Annotated in this window: 16 protein-coding genes; 3 read left to right on the forward strand and 13 right to left on the reverse strand. The window is 36.2% G+C overall.

What is annotated here, in order from left to right:
* Nucleotide 1: 1 nt before the first annotated feature.
* On the reverse strand, nucleotides 2-1,216 hold the full coding sequence (locus IGJ32_RS12745) for an MFS transporter (RefSeq protein ID WP_342081967.1): 1,215 nt from the start codon (nucleotides 1,214-1,216) through the stop codon (nucleotides 2-4).
* A gap of 112 nt (nucleotides 1,217-1,328) precedes the next feature.
* On the opposite strand from IGJ32_RS12745, the gene IGJ32_RS12750 reads away from it, so the two are divergent.
* The gene (locus IGJ32_RS12750) at nucleotides 1,329-1,844 is read left to right on the forward strand and encodes a PadR family transcriptional regulator (RefSeq protein ID WP_081128956.1); all 516 of its coding nucleotides are present in this window, start codon (nucleotides 1,329-1,331) and stop codon (nucleotides 1,842-1,844) included.
* 153 nt (nucleotides 1,845-1,997) lie between these two features.
* Here IGJ32_RS12750 and IGJ32_RS12755 read toward each other — a convergent pair whose 3' ends face one another.
* Nucleotides 1,998-2,438: a DUF2798 domain-containing protein gene (locus IGJ32_RS12755; protein ID WP_010720646.1), complete on the reverse strand. Its 441-nt coding sequence runs from the start codon at nucleotides 2,436-2,438 to the stop codon at nucleotides 1,998-2,000.
* 442 nt (nucleotides 2,439-2,880) lie between these two features.
* Complete coding sequence (locus IGJ32_RS12760; protein ID WP_010737256.1) at nucleotides 2,881-3,729, reverse strand: SDR family oxidoreductase; 849 nt, start codon at nucleotides 3,727-3,729, stop codon at nucleotides 2,881-2,883.
* A gap of 127 nt (nucleotides 3,730-3,856) precedes the next feature.
* On the opposite strand from IGJ32_RS12760, the gene IGJ32_RS12765 reads away from it, so the two are divergent.
* A complete protein-coding gene (locus IGJ32_RS12765; protein ID WP_010737255.1) occupies nucleotides 3,857-4,324 on the forward strand; it encodes an Rrf2 family transcriptional regulator in 468 nt (155 codons plus the stop codon).
* 156 nt (nucleotides 4,325-4,480) lie between these two features.
* Nucleotides 4,481-5,713 (forward strand): SWIM zinc finger family protein, encoded by a 1,233-nt coding sequence (locus IGJ32_RS12770; RefSeq protein WP_010720649.1) that lies wholly within the window; start codon nucleotides 4,481-4,483, stop codon nucleotides 5,711-5,713.
* Between the two features lie 347 nt (nucleotides 5,714-6,060).
* On the opposite strand, the gene essC is transcribed toward IGJ32_RS12770, so the two are convergent.
* The 10 genes from essC to IGJ32_RS12820 form a co-directional block, all read right to left on the reverse strand.
* Entirely contained in the window at nucleotides 6,061-10,422 is a 4,362-nt protein-coding gene (essC, locus tag IGJ32_RS12775) for a type VII secretion protein EssC (protein WP_342081968.1), read from the reverse strand.
* Between the two features lie 22 nt (nucleotides 10,423-10,444).
* Nucleotides 10,445-11,617 carry a type VII secretion protein EssB gene (essB, locus tag IGJ32_RS12780; protein ID WP_342081969.1) on the reverse strand — a complete coding sequence of 391 codons (1,173 nt, stop codon included), beginning with the start codon at nucleotides 11,615-11,617 and terminating at the stop codon, nucleotides 10,445-10,447.
* The gene (locus tag IGJ32_RS12785; RefSeq protein WP_010720653.1) at nucleotides 11,618-11,893 is read right to left on the reverse strand and encodes an EsaB/YukD family protein; all 276 of its coding nucleotides are present in this window, start codon (nucleotides 11,891-11,893) and stop codon (nucleotides 11,618-11,620) included.
* Nucleotides 11,894-12,043: 150 nt separating this feature from the next.
* A complete protein-coding gene (locus IGJ32_RS12790) occupies nucleotides 12,044-12,337 on the reverse strand; it encodes a WXG100 family type VII secretion target (RefSeq protein ID WP_010720654.1) in 294 nt (97 codons plus the stop codon).
* Between the two features lie 260 nt (nucleotides 12,338-12,597).
* Nucleotides 12,598-13,467: a phytoene/squalene synthase family protein gene (locus IGJ32_RS12795; protein ID WP_342081970.1), complete on the reverse strand. Its 870-nt coding sequence runs from the start codon at nucleotides 13,465-13,467 to the stop codon at nucleotides 12,598-12,600.
* Nucleotides 13,454-14,944: a phytoene desaturase family protein gene (locus IGJ32_RS12800; RefSeq protein WP_063627654.1), complete on the reverse strand. Its 1,491-nt coding sequence runs from the start codon at nucleotides 14,942-14,944 to the stop codon at nucleotides 13,454-13,456. The genes IGJ32_RS12795 and IGJ32_RS12800 overlap by 14 nt, the downstream gene beginning before the upstream one ends.
* Nucleotides 14,945-15,807: 863 nt before the next feature.
* Nucleotides 15,808-16,770, reverse strand: a complete 963-nt coding sequence (locus IGJ32_RS12805) for a tRNA dihydrouridine synthase (RefSeq protein ID WP_010720657.1) — start codon at nucleotides 16,768-16,770, stop codon at nucleotides 15,808-15,810.
* Nucleotides 16,771-16,886: 116 nt separating this feature from the next.
* The gene (locus IGJ32_RS12810) at nucleotides 16,887-17,405 is read right to left on the reverse strand and encodes a GNAT family N-acetyltransferase (RefSeq protein WP_081128962.1); all 519 of its coding nucleotides are present in this window, start codon (nucleotides 17,403-17,405) and stop codon (nucleotides 16,887-16,889) included.
* Between the two features lie 260 nt (nucleotides 17,406-17,665).
* A complete protein-coding gene (locus IGJ32_RS12815; protein ID WP_010720659.1) occupies nucleotides 17,666-18,436 on the reverse strand; it encodes an ABC transporter permease in 771 nt (256 codons plus the stop codon).
* A complete protein-coding gene (locus IGJ32_RS12820; RefSeq protein WP_010720660.1) occupies nucleotides 18,429-19,364 on the reverse strand; it encodes an ABC transporter ATP-binding protein in 936 nt (311 codons plus the stop codon). The genes IGJ32_RS12815 and IGJ32_RS12820 overlap by 8 nt, the downstream gene beginning before the upstream one ends.
* Nucleotides 19,365-19,596: the final 232 nt, after the last annotated feature.

A 19,596-nucleotide genomic window follows, 5' to 3' on the forward strand; every position in this document is an offset into this window, starting at 1 on the left:
TTTATTGATCTTCATCTGTTACAAAATAATTTTGATGATGGATAATACAAAAGACACTAATTACGACAATGATCGCAGCAAAATAAAAAGCATAACTTTCACCTAGTTTTTCGCCAATGTTCCCTGCAATAAATGGCGCTAATGCCCCACCAAAGAAACGAACAAAGCTATAACTTGAAGAAGCCACATTTCTTGGTAAACCTGGTATCTCCATAGCAATCGTTGTCAATAATGTATTGATGATCCCTTGGAAAAAACCTGAAAGTACAATGCTGATTGGCACTAAAATTTGGATAGTTGAACCGGCACCTAGTAACGCCAAACAAATAATAAAGAAAACAAACGCTGCTAAAATCGTTCGGTAAGTAGTGAATTTTTGTTCTAGTACAGGTGCGACAAAAATCGAAGCAATTGCTAATAAAACGCCCCAACCAAAGAAAACAAAACCGACCTCTAACTCACTATACCCCACTAATAAGAATGGTGCATAGGCAAGTAACGTAAAGAAACCAAAATTATATAATAAGGCAATCAGACCAACGGAACGCAATTTGTGATTACTTAACGCCTTGACCCCTTCCCAAAAACCAACCTTCCTTTGTGGTTTTCCTGCCTCTGGAAGAAGGATCGCCAATGCTAAAAAGCCAATAAACATCAACGTAGCTACTCCATAAAAAGGATACCGCCACGAGCCACTTCCTAGTATACCACCAACTAATGGTCCAACAGCCATCCCACAGCCTAGTGCTGCTTCATACATCATAATAGCTTTTTCAGTGTTCCCCACTAAAATACTTACAATAGTCGCAAGTGCTGTTGAAACAAATAAAGCATTCCCTACACCCCAACCAGCACGCAATCCGATCAATGTACCAATATCATTGGATAATCCACCTAAGCCAGCAAATACAACAATAATGACCAAACCTGCCATCAATGTTTTTTTCAAACCAATTCGACTCGATAAAAAACCTGTAAACAACATCACTACTCCCGTTACCAACATGTAGCTCGTAAATAATAATGTCGTTTGGGCAGGTGTTGCATCTAATTGAGCAGCAATCGTTTTTAAAATGGGATCTACTAAGCCGACTCCCATAAATGCAAACATACAAGTCGCAGCGACTACTAACGCTGAATTCTTTCCTTTACTTTGTTCCTGTCCTTTCTCTGTTAGTTCTTCTTTGATTTCTATTTGATTCTCCAAATTCCCCATTCCTTTCTCTATCTAGCATCATACATGATTTATTTTACATGTCAATATGCACATGTAAAAACAAAAATAAAAAATATGCTATAATAAGAGAAAATCAGTCAGGAGGTATCGTATGAATACTTTAGCCTATATCTTATTATGCGTTCTTTTGTCTAAACCTCGTTCCGGTTATGAACTAAAACAATTAATCACCATTTTCTGGGAAGCTCACCACAGTCAGATTTACACGACACTGGCTAAATTAGACCAGAAAGGTTATATTTCTGTCATGGAAATCGAAGAACATTCGCAGAAAAAAATTTATACCCTCACCAATGAAGGAAAAGCAATCGTAGAAGAATGGATCAAAGAAGAGACCCCTGCTCCTACTCAAAAAGATGAATTTTTAGCCAAACTGTACGCTTTTTCTACCTTAGATAAAACAACAGCGACGGGTCTTTTATTTACAAGAGAACAACAATTAAACAAAATCATGCAAAAAAACCAAGCAAAACTAGCAGATCTTTCAGTAAATAAAAAAGAGGAATTTGGACGTTATGTCGTTATTCAACGAAGAATTTTACTTTGCCAGCAAGAACTACAATGGTGTACACAGGTTCGTGAAATGATGCAAACATTTTTTGATTAATCGTTCTTAAAAAAAAGAGCATGTGACTGAAGTAGCTCATTCAAAAAATAAACGAAACTTCCTAATAAGCGTATACGCAATTTTAGGCAAGTTCTTTTATCTCTTGATGCTATACAAGTCGCATCCTCTTTTTTTATAATCTAAAAGATCTTTTTAGTTTTGGATCGTGCTTAATACCAATCGAGAGATGGGACCTACGATTAGTAATTGCAAAGGCAATGCAACAATCACATTCATTTTCCATGCAGTAAGGTACGCTGAAAGTAATTGGTCAGGTATTCCCTGCTCAATCACAACACCAAACAACGACATACAGGTAACCATTCCTAGGACCATCAGACAAGAAATCGTTACGATCATTTGAAATTTACTTTCTGAATTTACTGGCAACTTGAAAGCTATTTTTTTCGCAATCACACCAACAATAAAAACATCTAGAATAAACGCCACGATGAATCCTGGAACTAAACCAATCAATAGATTTGAAAAATATAAATCCCCATGAAGCCAGAGATTATACACACTCATTCCTAAGACCATGAGAAAACACATTAGTGATGTAAAAATAATTCCTTCTTTTTTGTTTGTAGGCAACTATACCACTCCTTTAAATTTGTCACGAAAAGTATCGTAGCATATTTATCATTTTCTCGTAAGTGTTTTTTTTATTACATTCAAAAAAGTCAATCTTCTACTTATCACTTAAATGCAAAAAAAGAGCCTGATCCCAGACTCTTTAAATAGGTGTGAAAACGAATAAACAGTGTTCAACCAGCTACTCTTTGAAATAAGTCCGAATTTTTCAAACCAAAAAACTGGTTCCAAAAAATCTTTCTTATGGTTATCAGAGCTAAACGATGCTTCACGACCTTTTGTTCACGGTTTTCACTGACTAAATTTTCAGCAATAAACGCAATAAGAAACAGTAAGCAGGTAAGTTTCAACCGTAAAAACCTTATTTTATACTTCTTGTCACTTGCGAGAATTTACCCTTGTTTTATAAAATTAAAAACGTTCTCTCAACCGCTTTTTACAACTATTGGTTCAACAATTCTTCTAGTCCATCTTTTAAAGAGACAAGTGGATGTCCCAAAGCTTGTTCAAAATCTTTTGAGGAAACATCGAGTTGATTATTCTTGATATCTTTTTGAATAGCTGCAAACATTTGTGCAGCAGATTCAGGATAACCAGCCTCCTCTAAATTTTTGATGAACTCATGGTCATTGGTAGCCACGATATCAATAGGTTTGCCTGTCACTTCTTTTAATTCTTTAGCTAGTTCTTCATACGTAATCGGTTGACCCGATAATTCAAGAACTTCTGGAAAGTTCAAGTTCGCTAGTGCTTTTGCTGCAACTTCGGCATATTCTCGTTTTAATGCCCAGCCAGTTTTACCTTCACCTGCTGAATAAATAAAGCGCCCATTCTTTAAGGCAAGTTCAATGAGTGGCCATTCATTTTCTAAGTACCAATTATTACGTAAAAAAGTATGTGCGATTCCAGAATCAGCAATTACTTTCTCTGTAAACTGATGATCTGGCGCTAGAATACTGGTCGAGTGATCGGCATCAGCAAAACTAGTATAAGCAATGTAAGAAACACCAGTTGCTTTTGCGGCCTTCACAACATTTTCATGCTCAGCTTGCCGATTACCAGGTGCACCAGACACAAACAACAAGCGATCAATTCCCTGTAAGGCATTTTTCATAGAAGAATAATCAGCATAATCTCCGAAACGGACATTCCAACCCTTTTCTTCAAGTGTTTTCCCCTTTTCTTCATTCCGCGCCAACACATAGATATTTTCCTGAGGAACGAGCTGTTTTAAGTACTCCATAGCATAGTTACCAAAACCACCAGTTGCTCCAGTAATGAGATAATTCATTCTAACCACTCCTTTTTTCACATTGATAAATTTTTTAAATAAAACCTGTACATTTTTAAGTTACACCATTATCTTAAAGAGTATGTTAAAATAAGTCAAGAATAAACGTCGAAAGGAATGGGATAGTATGAAATATTCTTTACAATTGAGCGATGCGATCCACATCTTAGCCTACATAGCAATTTTTCAAGATAGCGATATGTTATCTAGTGAGATGATTGCGAAAAGTATTGAAACCAGTGCAGCTAATGTCCGTAAAATCATGAGCCGACTAAAAAAAGCGAATTTGATTATTACGCAAGTCGGAAAAGCTGCACCTTCTTTAGCTCGTTCTCCTGAAAAAATTTCACTTTTAGATATTTATAAAAGTATTGAAGGAAATACTAATCTCATTCAAGTGGATCCGAAAACAAACCCAAATTGTATCGTTGGTGCGAATATTCAAGAAACATTGACGGCAAGCTATACCCAACTCCAAGCAAAAGTAGAGGAAGAAATGTCACATATCACGTTAGACTCTTTGCTACACAAAATTGCTGTATTAGAAATTGAAAAGCGCCCTCACAATCACGAAAGAATAAAAAAATTTCTTTAAACAACAATTGGTAATTATTTCACTATAAAAAATATACCTAAAAATAGTCATTTATATTAAAATTAAATAACTTACGTATCAACAAAAAAATACTGTTTTTCATTCATTTATCCGTTAAACTTATTAAGTAAGAATTAATATAAAGGAGGAGATTAGGTGAACAACTGGAAAGAATATTTTTTAGAAACTACAATAGATTTAGGATACTCCTATTTTATTGGGGAACAGGTAAAAAACTTTAAGGTTAAGCAAAAACAGATTACTGCCAACATTACTAGTAATGAAAACTATCATGCAATCATTGACCTCGTTGACCACTTTTATTTAGAAAAAATGGTTTGTAGCTGCCCCTGCTTATCGAACGATCATTGTCCCCATTTAGTAGCCGTTTTATTCGAATACAATAAATACTTACAAAAGAAAGATGCAAATAACAGCGCATATTTGGTTTCCTACGCGGAAGATTCACAAATCCGTCCTTTTTTAAAGATGATTTTAAAGGAAAATGACCACTTAGCAAAACGTTTTCAACAATATATTTATTCAGATGATTCTTTTGATATCAATAAATATCAAGCATACTATGAGAAACAATCTGCTTCCTCGTTGAAGAAAGAACCCGCAGACAAAAAAAGAGGATTGAAAAAAAAGAAACAAATTTTATCTGTTAAACAAATGGAGTACTTAAACTATTCCAAGCAAAAAATTCAACATACTATCCAAGAAAACTGGCACTCCCCTACTATCAGGACACAATATGTTAATTACTTACTTAAAAACAGAATATACAAAGAAGCAGAAAAAGTATTACAGGAGAGTCTGCTTTTGGATCGTCAATCTCCTGATCTCGTTCAACTTCATCGTTATTCTCTAAAAAAACTCTATTATAAATTAGGAAAAAAAGAAGCATACATAAATCAAGTTTTTAAGTTATTGATTGAGAATGATGCATTAGATATGAATCTAGTTCACCAATTGAAAAAAACTTGTTCAAAAGACGAATGGATATCGTTGCGAAACCGTTTGTTCCAAGAATTACATAATCATCAAGACATTGGCTTACTTTATTCACAGGAAAAATGCTATGATCTATTATTGAATCGTGTGTTAGAGACCTCTGGAATCAAAGAAGCTAATCGTTATTTCAATATTTTAAAAAAACAGACTCCCGAAGCACTATTACAGAAATATGAATATGAATTGCGGAAAATAGCCCACACTATGACTACTCGGAATCATTATCATAAACTGGTGAGATATATTGAAGAAATGGCTACTTTACCAAACAGCATGATCTCGGTTCAATTGTTGATCAAAGAATTAAAAGAAAAATACCCGCGAAAAAAAGCAATGATCCAAGAATTAAAATTACTCGAAAAAAAAATGTAACTATTTATTATGCCAACGTTATTTACGAGTGATCCTGAGTTTTTTGCCAAAGACAGAAAAAAATGCTTTAAACTTCAATAATAAGAAGAAGTTTTCAAAAAAATTACCGTTAAGAGTCTGGGACAAAAAAGGACTTCCCAGACTCTTTTAGGTGTAAAAATGAATAAATGGTGAGCATACCTTCTTGCCAAATAGACATTCCAGAATTAATTCCTCGAAATCGCATGAATTTTCGAACACTTGAGAAGCTATTACAAAAAATTCTTCCTTCTGTTGTTGGAGCTAACCCATGCACCCGTGCCCTCTTGTTCGGGTACATTATTTTTAGTGCGGTATCATTTTTACCCTCACTCTTCTTCGACAGGAACTACTATGATTTCCAACTTTCCATCCTTTAAACTGTAAAAACTATTTTTATTATTTGGGTTATTTTCTCTTGTAAATGTAAAATCATCAACAAATCCTTGAGTTTGGAGACTCCCACCAAAAAGGATCTGAGAAACATTTTCTTTTACTATTTGAGTCATTCCACCATAAAAATTGCCAGTTTTCGCTAACAGATCAATAAAAATGAATTGAAAACACGAATTTCCTCTATTTAATAACTTGCCCACTTCTCCCGAGAGTAACCCCATTTCTTCCACGAAATCAGCCAGTCCATTAAGAACCACGATTTTTCTCGTTTTTGGCGTGAACCACAGTTCATCCCAGAAATGAGTAAATTTCTCACTTCGTTTTGCGACATCATGCAAGCTAAAATACGAAGACACTTCGTTTTTTATTTGCTCCAATGTTCCAGAAACATCGATTAAAATAACATTTTCTTCCACATCTATCATTTGTGACAGCCACCATGAAAACATCCTCTGCAATTGTACATTGGAAGTAAAAAATAAACCTAGCTGCTTTCCAAGAAAAAATGCAAATGATTCCACCTCAACTGTTTGCTTATTCAAACCTAGATACACCAAGTCTTTTTCTTTATTGCGCACAAACTGACTGAAAATTTTTGGCGTTAACCGTTCGGGCACCATCAGGATTTTTTCAGGACGTTTTCCTACCCAGTCTTGATCTATATTTGTTATTTCTTCTGCCATTTTTTCGAATATTTCTGATTCATTTTGACCATTAGTGGGTAAATAAAATTGTAATATCGTTGGTCGGTCAAGCATCACTTGCCCTCTTCCTTTAATAGGCAACGCAACAATCGCTTCTCTTCCCAGCACTTGTTTGATTTCACTTTCATCATGTAAATACATAAACAGCTTTGTTGCAAATTGACTCATCATATTTAGGCGAATACTCCCGACACGATTTGCAGATAGAATAAGATAAATCCCTAAACTTGCACCATCTCTTAGTAAATGCACGATTGTTTCATCGATGGAATCTTTTCGTTTATCCTCTATCCCCAAACTCTCGTAGCTATCTAATATAATAAAAATGATCGGTAATTGGATACTCGTTTTTTCTTGGTATTGGTAGAGATTTGTGGCACCCTTTTCTTTAAACAGTTGTTTTCTCTCCGCCAATGATCGATTGATTCTCACAAACATTTTTTGTCTTTTTTCTTCTTCTTCTAAAGTGACGATGTCAACGACATGTGGCAACTTCTTCAACGGTAAAAGGCCATTAGTACCAAAATCAACTAGATGAAACCATACTTGATTTGGAGTATTTTGTCTTGCAAGACTTAAAACAATTGTTTGTAATAACGTAGATTTTCCATATCCAGAACTAGCGAATACAACGGTATGACTACTTTTCTCGCAATCATAGTAATAATGACTTTGCTTTTGCTCATGAGGTACATCTAACAAGCCTATGGGAACCTTTAATGTATTCCGTTCATTTCCTTTAAAGACAGGCATTACTAACCACGTTGGTAATTCTGGTAACCAAGGTTGTGATGGTTGGCTGAATGTTGATTGTTGAAAAGTTTGTACAATCAACATTCTGACTGCCTCATATTGCGTAACTATACTGCCCGCTGCTTTCCTCGAATCTTTTTCTGTAGGAGAAAAGAGGACTTCCTTTTGACCAAATTCATTCACAGCAACGATCCGTTCATCTTCAAGAGATTGGTTTGGTGCGTAGGGTGCTTTTGTATAACCACTTTGGAACAATTCATAGACGTCATTTTCTCCTACCTTAAGATAACCCCTCCCTGGTCTTGACACATAAGCTGCATCTGTTGTTTGTAAAAGTTCCTTTGAGTCTTGAACACTTGCCATTTTCAATGCCACTTTACTTTTACTATTCGCCTCGATTTGGTCGTTGACTACTCCGGCTGGTTTTTGGGTAGCTAAAATTAAATGGACGCCAAGTGAACGACCAATCCGCGCTACTGAAGTCAGCTCCTCCAAAAATTCTGGCACATTGACTTTTAATTCGGCAAACTCATCGGATACTAGAAAAAGATGAGGCAGCGGCTGATCAGGGTACGCAGAAACGTTCCTTTGTTTTCGTTGTTTGTATAACTGCATATACTCATTGATGTTGTTTACTTCATAGGTCGCAAGTAACCTTTGTCGCTTTTCCAGCTCCGCTTTGATACTGATCAATGCACGGGACGTACCAACTCGGTCTAAATTAGTGATCGCACCCATAAAATGTGGCAACTTACTTACTGTTTGTGCGAGGCCGCCACCTTTCCAATCAATCACTAGAATCCCTACATCTTCAGGAGAAAAATTGATGGCTAATCCCATTAAATAAGTAATCAGAAATTCTGACTTTCCTGAACCAGTCGTGCCACCAATTAAAGCATGAGGTCCATGTGCCTGTTCATGGAGATCCCAGTAGATTCCCTGATTTTTTCTCTGCCAGCCGATCAATGAACGCAATGTCTTACTTGGCTCTGCGTTCAACCAGCGCTTAGAAATCATTAACTCCTCAACAGTCTGGACTTGATATTGCTCTAATAAATTGATTTTTTCTGGCAGATTTTGATTTTCAATTTCTTCATGGAATAAGTTAGCTAAGCGAAAAATTGCTTGTTCAAGTGGATAATTGGTTGGTAAACGATTTGGTGTAAATGGTTGATTAATGTGTTGTTCTTTATGATTGATCAACATAGCAATATCTTGACTTTGATACGCTATTAACGTCGTTACAGTTTCAGGCAAGTGATCGATAGATTCCTTCGCCCAAATAACTACGACACCATACCGATTTAATTCTTCCATTAAAAACTCACTGATTTCATGCTCCCACAAGCCTTCTTCTGTGATAATTGAAAAAACATAAGTTGGTTTAAAAGCTATCTTCTGATAATCAGCATGTTGTAGTTGTTGCTTCCTTTTAGAAAGGATCTTATAAAAAGCACTCAAAACCAACTCTCGATTTTTTAAATTGAATAGGAGCCCTCTTTGTTTAAGTGGAAAGGATCGCAACGTATGATGTGGTAACCAACGCCAATTTTTCCATGTTTTTTCATATTCTTTTTCTTGAAGAAGAGTGATAAACTCAACCTCTTGGTAAGAGTGCAAGACAGAAATTTGAAATAGTAAAGATTGAAGAGCTTCCTGCAAAACATTCGATGGACCGACAAGCCCCACTGACTGAGTTGCTAACGAAATCGCAATAGGTGCGTTCTTTAATTTTTGATAAGGACGAATAAAATCGGATAGAATTTCATCGTTCCATTGATCCTCATCCAAATAAGAACTAACAATTTTAAAACTGGATGGACGTTCGCCTATTCCTAAGCGAACGGTTAAAAAATCTTTATCCTTTGGTCGACGTTCATAGATTCTTGGATGACATTCCTTTGTCATTCGTGCTAATTGATTATTAGAAGGATACATGTACTGTAAAACTTCTTTTTGTCTTTGCTGTAACCTGTTTAATTCAAAAGCTTTTTTGATTCTATATTGTTGGATAGTTATTTTTTGTTCACTTTTTTTTCGTTTTATTTTCTTTTTATTTAATAAATAATTGATAGTAGAGATACTGGACGTCAATAAATTAAGTCCATACATACCTAGTATCAGAAGCAGGTTTCGATTGCTAAAAAATAGAAACATTCCGCTTAAGATAAATATACCTAAAGACGGGAGAACCAATTTAAAAAAGGATTGTTTCTCCTGAGCTGCTTCGTGTCTCGGTAATCGAACCTCCACTTGTACTTTTGGCTCTTCCAGATAGATTCTAGGGCTTCTTCTAAAAAAGGGGAAGTGCTTAGGATATTCAGGTATATAAGGGACTTCAGAAAGTACCCATGGATTTAATTGGATCGCTTGACCTAAACCGATGATCTGCCACTGCTTTTCCCACCTTTCGATAATCCACTGATCCACTACGATCTGATCACCTACTTGGAAAGTAAATACACCTTTTGTTACAAGTAGCTGGTTATAATAAACGGGTGCTTTACTAGGATATATACTCAATTGATAGTTATTATCCTGATAATCTATCGCAATCATTGCATCTGATTCAATCATCAAGGCAGAGGTTGTTGCACATGAAATATCAATCAATTGCTTCGGTGGATCGATCCACTTTCTCTGCAATGTTTCATGCTTTAATATCAGAAACCTCGGATCATCTTTGATCGAAGAGTCTGAAAAATTTATATGCTGTTTGATATAACAGATTTTTTTGCCGGCGATCACCAGCTCTTTATCATTTTGAGTAAATACTTCATGAATAAACATCTCCCCAAAATAAAAGAGATCAAAAAGGATGGAAAGACTGATATTCATCTGATTCTCGGTACATAGTGTCTTATTTTGTGGGATTTTCAGATTTATTCTCTCCTGGCTTTTTGCTATATTGACTAATTTTTTCTTGATAGTTTTTTAGTAATTTTTGCTTTTTTTCACCACTCATTTGATCGTTCATTTTTACTGTCAGATATAACTTAGTATAGACATGCAAAAGATACTGCTCATCTCCAATGTTTTGAGCGATATCCAATGCCTGTTGGAGATTATTTCTGTCAATGTAAATCCAATAAAGCAAACGATTCTCACTTGACTCTTGAGATAATTGATTTAAAATAGCTGTTTTTTCTAATGAAGTTAAATGATCTAATTGAATGACACTAACAGCCACTATATATTTGATACTTTGAGAAAACAAACTGGGGGATACATCTGCTAAAGCCGTTAAAACACCTGCATAATCCTTGGCTATATATTTTGCTTGTGCATCCACGCTCCGTTCTATCTGTGGTAATTGATAAAACGCATAATTTCCTGTTAATAAAGCAAAAAGGATGGTTGACAAGCTGAATAAAAGGCTACCCCATTTAAAAATAAAGTAATTTTTCCTACTGACCACACGTAATTCTGTCGTTCGAATCTCCTTTTGTGTTTCGATTTGGTCGCTAATAATCTGATTGATTTCTGTTACATTTTTTGCTCCATGGAGCAATTTCGACAAGTCATCTGTTAATCCTTCACTTCCTCCATTTAAACTCTCATAACTCAAATTAGGATATAAGATAGCCAACACCAGTGCCCGATATTGCTTCAGAAAATCATTTTCAGTGACCGTATATGGAGCGATAACTTGCATAAACCCTCGATGTGCAAGAAAAATCTCTTCTCCAAACAGAAACAAATTATCGGGATGAAACAATGGTTGGATCGGTCCATTCATAAAATCACACAATTGATTGACTTTTTGGGCAAGCAATAATCGTTGGTAAAAATCTATTTTAATCAAAACCTGTGAGAAACACTTCATTTGATTTGTTTTTTTGTATTGAATGATTAATTTTTCTGTAGATAAATGGCTAACGTCACCTGCCAGTAAATTTCTTTTAGGTTTTAAAAAAAATGTATATTGTTCGATCTGATCCAGCGCATATTGATTCGCTTGTAGCTGAATTTCCACTCGTTCATCGGTTATTTTAATACCTTCTTTTTTAAATACATCCTTTTCTCTCTTCAATTACTTGTTGTCACCACCATTAAGGATACGTGGCTTGATTAACAGTTGGTCACCATGACTAATTGGATAATCTGATAAAAGAAATTCTTCATTCAATCGTATTGATTTATTTGTCACTTCTAAATCGAACGCAGCCGGTAGCACGATCGAAGAAACCTGAAGTGCGTTCACAAATAATTCCTTTAAGCGCCTAATGGTTATTTCCCTAGGTATTTGCAAGTCGATCGTTTGCTGTTCGATTTGCAAACAAATATCAATGACTATTCCCTGTTTCATTGAGTTACCCCTTTTTCATGTATGGCTTATTTTTTACATTAAAAGTCAAGGAATCAAAACAAAAACCAAATGAAAATAGCTAAAAAACAACTGACATTTGCTGCTTTAATGGGTACAAGTCAAACGAAGATTGGTTTTTACTGATAAACGCTATAGCAACCCAAAATTCCGAGCATCTTGACGATCCCGTTCTGAAACGGTATTCGCATAGTTGTTGAGTTGCTCATAAATACTTTCAAATAATTGTGTCATTTGTTTAACGCTACCTTCTAACTGGTGATACTGATCAAGATATGCTTGAAAAGCTTGTCCTTTCCAATTATGAGCAATTTGCTGGTTCATCGTATTTACTTTTCGGATAGCCTCTTGTATTTGGAGCGCTGATTGCTGATAGATCTTCGCTTGTGATTTTAATTGATCAGGCGTAACTGCAATTGGTCCCATTCTTCCATCCTCCTAGCATTTAGTTGGTAAAACTATTACCTTGGTCATGAATAATATACGACAAGTTCTAAAATATTCCGCTAAATCTTTATTTTTATCTGAAAATTTTTCTCGCATAGAAAGACCTATGTAATAAAACAGTGATAAAAAGCCCGACAACCTTTTTGGTCTCGGGCTCATTGCTTTCAATTTTTTCAACTAATGATCGTTTGAAAACAACAATATTGAATTTATATTCGGTTCTTTAATAATCAGACGGTTCAATAGCTTTTGAGATAACTTTTGACCTCTTTTAAAAGCTGTACTTTTCGATAATGACTAACTTTATTCTTATTATCAAATAAAGAATAATGCTGTTTTCTCACGATATTTAATTGCTCACGATAAATAAACGCAGCACTGGCAAGTGCTTGACGACAATCTTCTGTAATAAGAGGAAACATTTCAAAAGATTCTTCATATAAGTTTTCAGCCTGCTGAGCCAGTGACTCCCATAAAGCGACTAATTGTGTTTGGGCTTGCTTTTCTTTTAACATGGTAGTTTCTACCCCAAATCTAGTCATGTCTTCTTTTGTCAGGTAGATTCGCCCCATTTGATAATCTTCTCCAACATCTCGTAAAATATTCGTTAACTGCATCGCTTCTCCTAATTTTTTAGCTGGTACAACGATGTCAGCTGGGCGCTCAGTTAAAAGCGGAAGCAACATCAAACCTACACTACCTGCAACGTAATAACAATATTCTTCAAGATCTTTTCTTGTTTCTGGTTGCTTAAAATCAGCATCTTTTCGTTGACCAGTCAGCATATCAAAAAAAGGAGCGGTTACCATGGGGAAATTGTCAAAGACCACTGATAGCGCACGCCAGACTGGATCGTTGGGAACCTTTCCCTCATTAAAATCTAGCAATTGCCGTTCTAACTGTCTCAATCCCGCTTGATTGTTGTCGCGATCAATCAAATCATCTGCACGTCGGCAAAACGCATACACGGCATAGACACTTTGAGCTTTTCGTTTAGGCAACTGTGAGAAAGCCAGGTAAAACGATTTTGAATTTTTCTTGATGATTGATTCACAATAGGCAAAATCTTTTTGGTATTCTTGAAAAGGATCATTGTTAATGGTTATCATCTCTCAACAGCTCCTCTACCGCTAATTTTGCGCTTTGCATAACAATTGGTACCCCTGCGCCAGGATGGGTACTACTCCCACAAAAATATAAATTTTCTGCTGCAGAAAATTTGTTATGCGGGCGGTAATAATTACTTTGTTTCAATGTCGGTTTTAAGCCAAAAGTCGCTCCATTATAAGCATTGAAACGTTCAGAAAAATCTTTGGGCGTGATCAATGTTTCGGATACGATATGCTCATCGATATCCTTAAAAATCGTCTTTTCTTTGAGCAATCGGATGATTTTTTGGCGATAGGCTTGCATCGTTTGTTCCGTCCACTTCTCATATTTTGACAATTCTGGCACTGGTACTAAGACATATAAGCCTTCCTGACCCTCAGGTGCAAGCGAATCATCCATCAATGACGGTCGGTACAAATAAAAAGATGGATCATCTGGTAACTTTCCTCGTTCAAAGAGATCATCAACATTTTGTTTAAAGTCTTCTGCAAAATAAATACTATGCAAGTGTTCCTCTGGGTATTTCTTGTCTAAGCCAAGATACATCAAAAAACAAGAACATGAATATTCAAATTTAGCGATTTTTTTATTTGTATACTTTCCCCGTTTTCTTTCATCAGGAATTAATTCCTTCATCGCATAAGGAAAATCAGCGCCACATACAATAGCATCAGCCATCACTTGTTCTTTCCCGATTCGGATCCCTTTAGCAATCTTATTGTCAATTAGGATTTCATCTACTGATGTTTCGTAAACGATCTTTCCACCTAATTCTTCAAACAATCGAGCCAATGAAGTCGCTAACGTATACATTCCACCTTCAATAAAATAAACACCATAAAATAATTCGATCATTGGAATAATCGTATATAAAGAGGGTCCTTGATAAGGCGATACCCCAATATAAAGTGTTTGAAAAGCCAATGATTTACGCAAACGGTCATCCTTCACAAATTTAGAAATAGACGTATACGCATCGCTGAATGTCCGCAAGCGGATCCCTGCCCATAATGATTTAGGATTATAAAAATCCCAAAAACCACGAAATGATTTCGTGATAAAGGCTTCTTTTGCAATCGTATATCGCTGATAGATATCTGCTAAAAATGCGAAATAACCTTGTGTATCTTCTGGCGAAATGTTTTCCAACGTCTTTGTCAATTCAATTAAATCATTGGAAAACTCGATTGGTTCCTCTTTGTTGAAATACAGTTTTAACATTGGATCAACTTTTTTCATTGGAATGTAGTCATCGGGGTCTTTCCCACAAAATTCAAATACTTCCCGATAAATTTCTGGCATCATCACAATCGTTGGTCCTAAATCAAAGGTAAATCCTGCCGTTTTGATTTGATTCATTTTCCCGCCAACTTGACGATCTTTTTCGTACAGTGTGACTTCATATCCTAGCTTTTGCAACCGAACTGCGGCACTTAATCCAGCTACTCCCGCCCCAATGACAATAATTTTTTTCATGGGATCACCTACTTACCTTTTTTATCACTTGATAAATTTAATGATAACGCAAAATTTATCAAGTGATAAACTAATATGCTCAAAGAGGTTGAGACAAAAGTGTTTAGCATCAAGAAATAAGAAGGAATTTCCGAAAATTGACAAGAAACACAAAAACTAGTTTTTGATGTTGATTGTTACCTACTTGGTGCTTCTCAAATTTTTGGTAAATTTCAGCAAATTTTCCGAAGATGCTGCTTTTGTCTCACCGTGAACGAGAGGTCGTGAAAAGAGTGTTTTGACCTGAGCGCTCACCAAGTAAAAACTGCGACGAGTAATCGCAGGAGCATTAAGGATGAAAATCTCGAAACAGCTCCCCATGTTTTGAGATTTTTTGACTTATCGCCGAAGGTCAGCTCTTTGAACACCGTGAATCAGAGGTTGTGAAAGCAACGTGAAGCTCCGATGACAATAAGAAAGGATTTTTTAAAACAGCTTCTCATGTTTTGAAAAATTCAGGCTTATTTCAAGGAGCTGTTGCTTGAACACCGTTTAAAACAAGAGGCTGTGAAAGAAGCGTTTAGCCCCGAGCGAATAAGAGAGGATTTTTTTAAATAGCTCCTCATATTTTAGAAAATCATCGCTTATTCTTGAGGAGTTGCTTCTTGAACGCCGTTTATCCGTTTTTAGAGATACTAGAAGAGACTGTGACAAGTTTTGTCTCATTTGCCATTCAATTTTCTCATTAAATAACTACTTTTACAAAAAAAAGCCCAATGATCACGAAAATTCATTCGGATCATTCGGCGTTTTATCTACCTCTGATTTCTTTTATAAGATTCAAAAATACAAACAGAATACAGTATTCTTGAAATTTTCATCGGTTACTCTTGATTAGAAAAAGCATTTAAAAGCGCTCTGACTTCGTCGGTCGATTTAGTATTCATTAATTGAACACGTAAGTCACTTGCGCCCGGAAATCCTTTGACATAGATTTTAAAGAAACGATGTAGCCCAGTCATTGAACGGGGGATTTCTTTGGCATATTGGTCTTGGAGATCTAATTGCAGACGTAAAAGATCAATCAATTCAGTTGCTGAATGTTCCCTTGGTTCTTTTTCAAAAGCAAAAGGATTTTTAAAGATCCCACGACCGATCATAATCCCGTCTACACCATATTTTTCAACTAATTCCAAGCCCGTTTGCCGATCAGGAATGTCGCCATTGATCGTAAGCAACGTTTGTGGCGCAAGTTGATCTCTTAATGCTACGATTTGAGGGATCAACTCCCAATGAGCATCTACTTTACTCATTTCTTTTCTCGTACGTAAATGAACAGAAAGATTGGCGATATCTTGTTTCAATAAATGACTCAACCAACCTTCCAACTCTTCTTGTTCTGTATAGCCGATTCTTGTCTTGACGCTTACAGGTAATCCTCCTGCTTTCGCTGCTTCGATCAGTTCCGCTGCAACTTCCGGACGAAGAATCAAGCCACTCCCTTTCCCACGTTCAGCAACGTTAGGAACCGGACATCCCATATTCAAATCGATCCCTTTAAAACCCATTTCTGCTAGTTCGATACTCATTTGTCTAAAAAATTCTGGTTTATCACCCCAGATATGAGCAACCATCGGCTGTTCATCTTCGGTAAATGTCAAGCGACCTCTGACACTTTCTTTACCATCAGGATGGCAGAAACTATCGGAATTTGTAAATTCTGTAAAAAACACATCGGGCGCTCCTGCCGCCTGCACAACATGTCGAAACACCACATCTGTGACATCTTCCATTGGTGCTAATATAAAAAAGGGCTTCGGTAATTCTGCCCAAAAATTTTCTTTCACTGATAACTCTCCATTTCATTGTAGTTTCGCCATGTAATACTCTTCGTTCACTATTCTAAAAAACAGAGTCATTATACTAGGAATCAACAAAAGAAGCAAAACCACTGCTTCCTTTACTAAAGCAATTTTTGATACGCCAATCGTTCATTGTCTATCTCATCGTCAACATAGACGATACCACGTAACTCAAACCCACAATGAGCCATGATACGTTGCATACTAGTATTCTTTTTGTGCGTATCAACTCTTACTTGTGCCATTCCTAAGGCCTTTGTTTCTGCTTCTGCATACTCAACGAGTCGGTAAGCCAGCTTTTGTCCGCGAAATGCATCAGCTAGTGCAATGCGATGGATTGTTGTATAGGGCGCATCAGCTTTTTCCCAACTTCCTTCAAAGATTTCTTGATAATTTTTATCAGGTGTTTTTTGTAAGGCTAATGTTCCAGCAATGATTCCATCGACTACCAAAACATAAGACCATGTTTTTTCGATATCTTGCCTGATCGTTTCTTCATTTGGATAACCATTTTGCCATTGCGGACTATCCGCGGAAGCTAACAACCGTTTTGCTTCATTAATGATTTTCATGACGGCTGGCACATCAGCTAACGTCGTTTCGCGAAATTCAATTGTCATTCCATATCCCCTTTTTATTTTTCTATACTAGATAAAACACTAAAAACTAAAGTTTAGTTATCATTTTAACACATTATATTTAGCCAGTTTAAGTGGAGATCGTCTAAATTTGTATCAGGAAGTCCTTTAATCGAACGAAAAAAGTCTAGGATAAGCATCTATCCTAGACTCAACTATTCCTTGTCCATTACCAAAAATTTGATCAAATCAATCCGTTTCTGTAAAAAACCGAATAAGTTTTTTTGATCATTCCACAAACTCTAGCTTCTTAACCCTCTACCTTTATTGATCAAATACCAGCATAGTGAATAAAGCACTAAACTAAATAATACAAGGATCGTGATCGAAACCATGATGGGTACATCTGTCGTTCCAAGGAACCCATAACGAAATCCTGAAATCATGTAAACGATCGGATTAACTTTAGAAATTGCCTGCCAGATTGGTGGCAACATAGAGATCGAATAAAAGACACCACCGAGGTATGTCAATGGCTGAAGGACAAAGGTCGGCACGATCGACACATCATCATACGACTGTGCGAAAATCCCATTGATCAAACCCGCTAGTGAAAATAAAATCGATGTCATCAGCAAAGTAACAATCACGATGCCCCAAGAGAAGACATTTAGCGGAACGAAGAAGAGCGAAATCATCGTTACCAACGCCCCGACCAAGATACTACGTCCCAGTCCACCAATCACAAATCCCCAAATAATCACATGTGTGGGAACGGGGGCAACTAAAATTTCTTCAATATTTTTCTGGAATTTTTGAGAAAAAAATGAGGACGAAACATTGGAATAAGAACTAGTGATAACGGACATCATGATCAACCCTGGAACAATAAATTCCATGTAGGAAAATCCACCCATATCACCAATACGTCCGCCAATCATTTTCCCAAAGATTACAAAATAAAGTGAGGTGGTAATCACTGGTGGAACCAGTGTTTGGACCCAAATCCGCAAGTAGCGATTGGTTTCCTTGATGGCTAAACTTTTTAAAGCTGTAAAATAAAGACTAAACATTTTTTTCCTCCACATGACCATTTTCTTCCGTGATTTTCAAGAATAATTCTTCTAAGCGATTCGATTTATTTCTCATCGAAAGCACTTTTATCCCTTGTTCACTTAATTGATCAAAGATTCCGTTGACCCCTTGATCCCGTTCTACTTCAACAGCAAGGGTCCGCTCATCTTCAAACGTACTAGTGTACCCTTGTAGAACTGGCGCTTGTTCATACGGTGCTAAGTCAAAAATAAACGTTTCAAATTGTAATTTAGAAAGTAATGATTTCATACTTGTATTTTCAATCAATTCACCTGATTGGATAATCCCGATATTCCGACACAACATTTCGGCTTCTTCCAAATAATGAGTCGTTAGAATAATCGTGGTACCTTGTTCATTTAATTCTCGCAAGAACTCCCACATTTCACGTCTTAGTTCAATATCTACACCTGCAGTAGGTTCATCTAAAATCAATAGTTTCGGTTCATGCATCAATGCTCTAGCAATCATCAGTCGCCGTTTCATCCCACCAGAAAGCATGCGTGCACGAACATTTCTTTTTTCCCATAGATTGGATTGCTTAAGGTATTTTTCACTACGCTTGATTGCTTCTTGTCGTGAAACACCATAATATCCTGCTTGATTCACTACGATCTGTTGAACTGTTTCAAAAGGATTAAAATTGAATTCTTGCGGTACTAATCCGATTTGTTGTTTGGCACGAACCAAATCAGTATCCAAGTCATAACCAAACACTTTTACTTCACCAGAAGTTTTATTCACAAGTGAAGTGATGATCCCAATTGTCGTAGATTTCCCCGCACCATTAGGACCAAGCAAGGCATAAAAATCGCCCTCTTCCACCGTTAAATCAATCCCTCGCAACGCTTCAACTCCCGTTGCGTATACTTTTTTTAAATTCTTTATTTCAAGAGCCTGTGTCATTTTTTTAACGATCTCCTTTTTTCCATCTGATTCTCTATTGTAACATGGAATGATTGAAAGAAAATGAATAAAGTTTTCAAAATAAAAATAGAATTTTATGTATTCGAGCATCCAATATAAAATCAATCATTTCATCTTCTTTCGATCAGTTGTTCTACTAAAATAAATGAATCCTTTTATCCATGTCCAAAAAGGAAGAAAGCATGATTTCTCCATCAGGAAAAGGCACGCT

Origin of the sequence: Enterococcus sp. DIV1639a, from assembly GCF_050530445.1 — a bacterium.
In the GTDB taxonomy this organism is placed as follows: domain Bacteria; phylum Bacillota; class Bacilli; order Lactobacillales; family Enterococcaceae; genus Enterococcus_B; species Enterococcus_B hirae.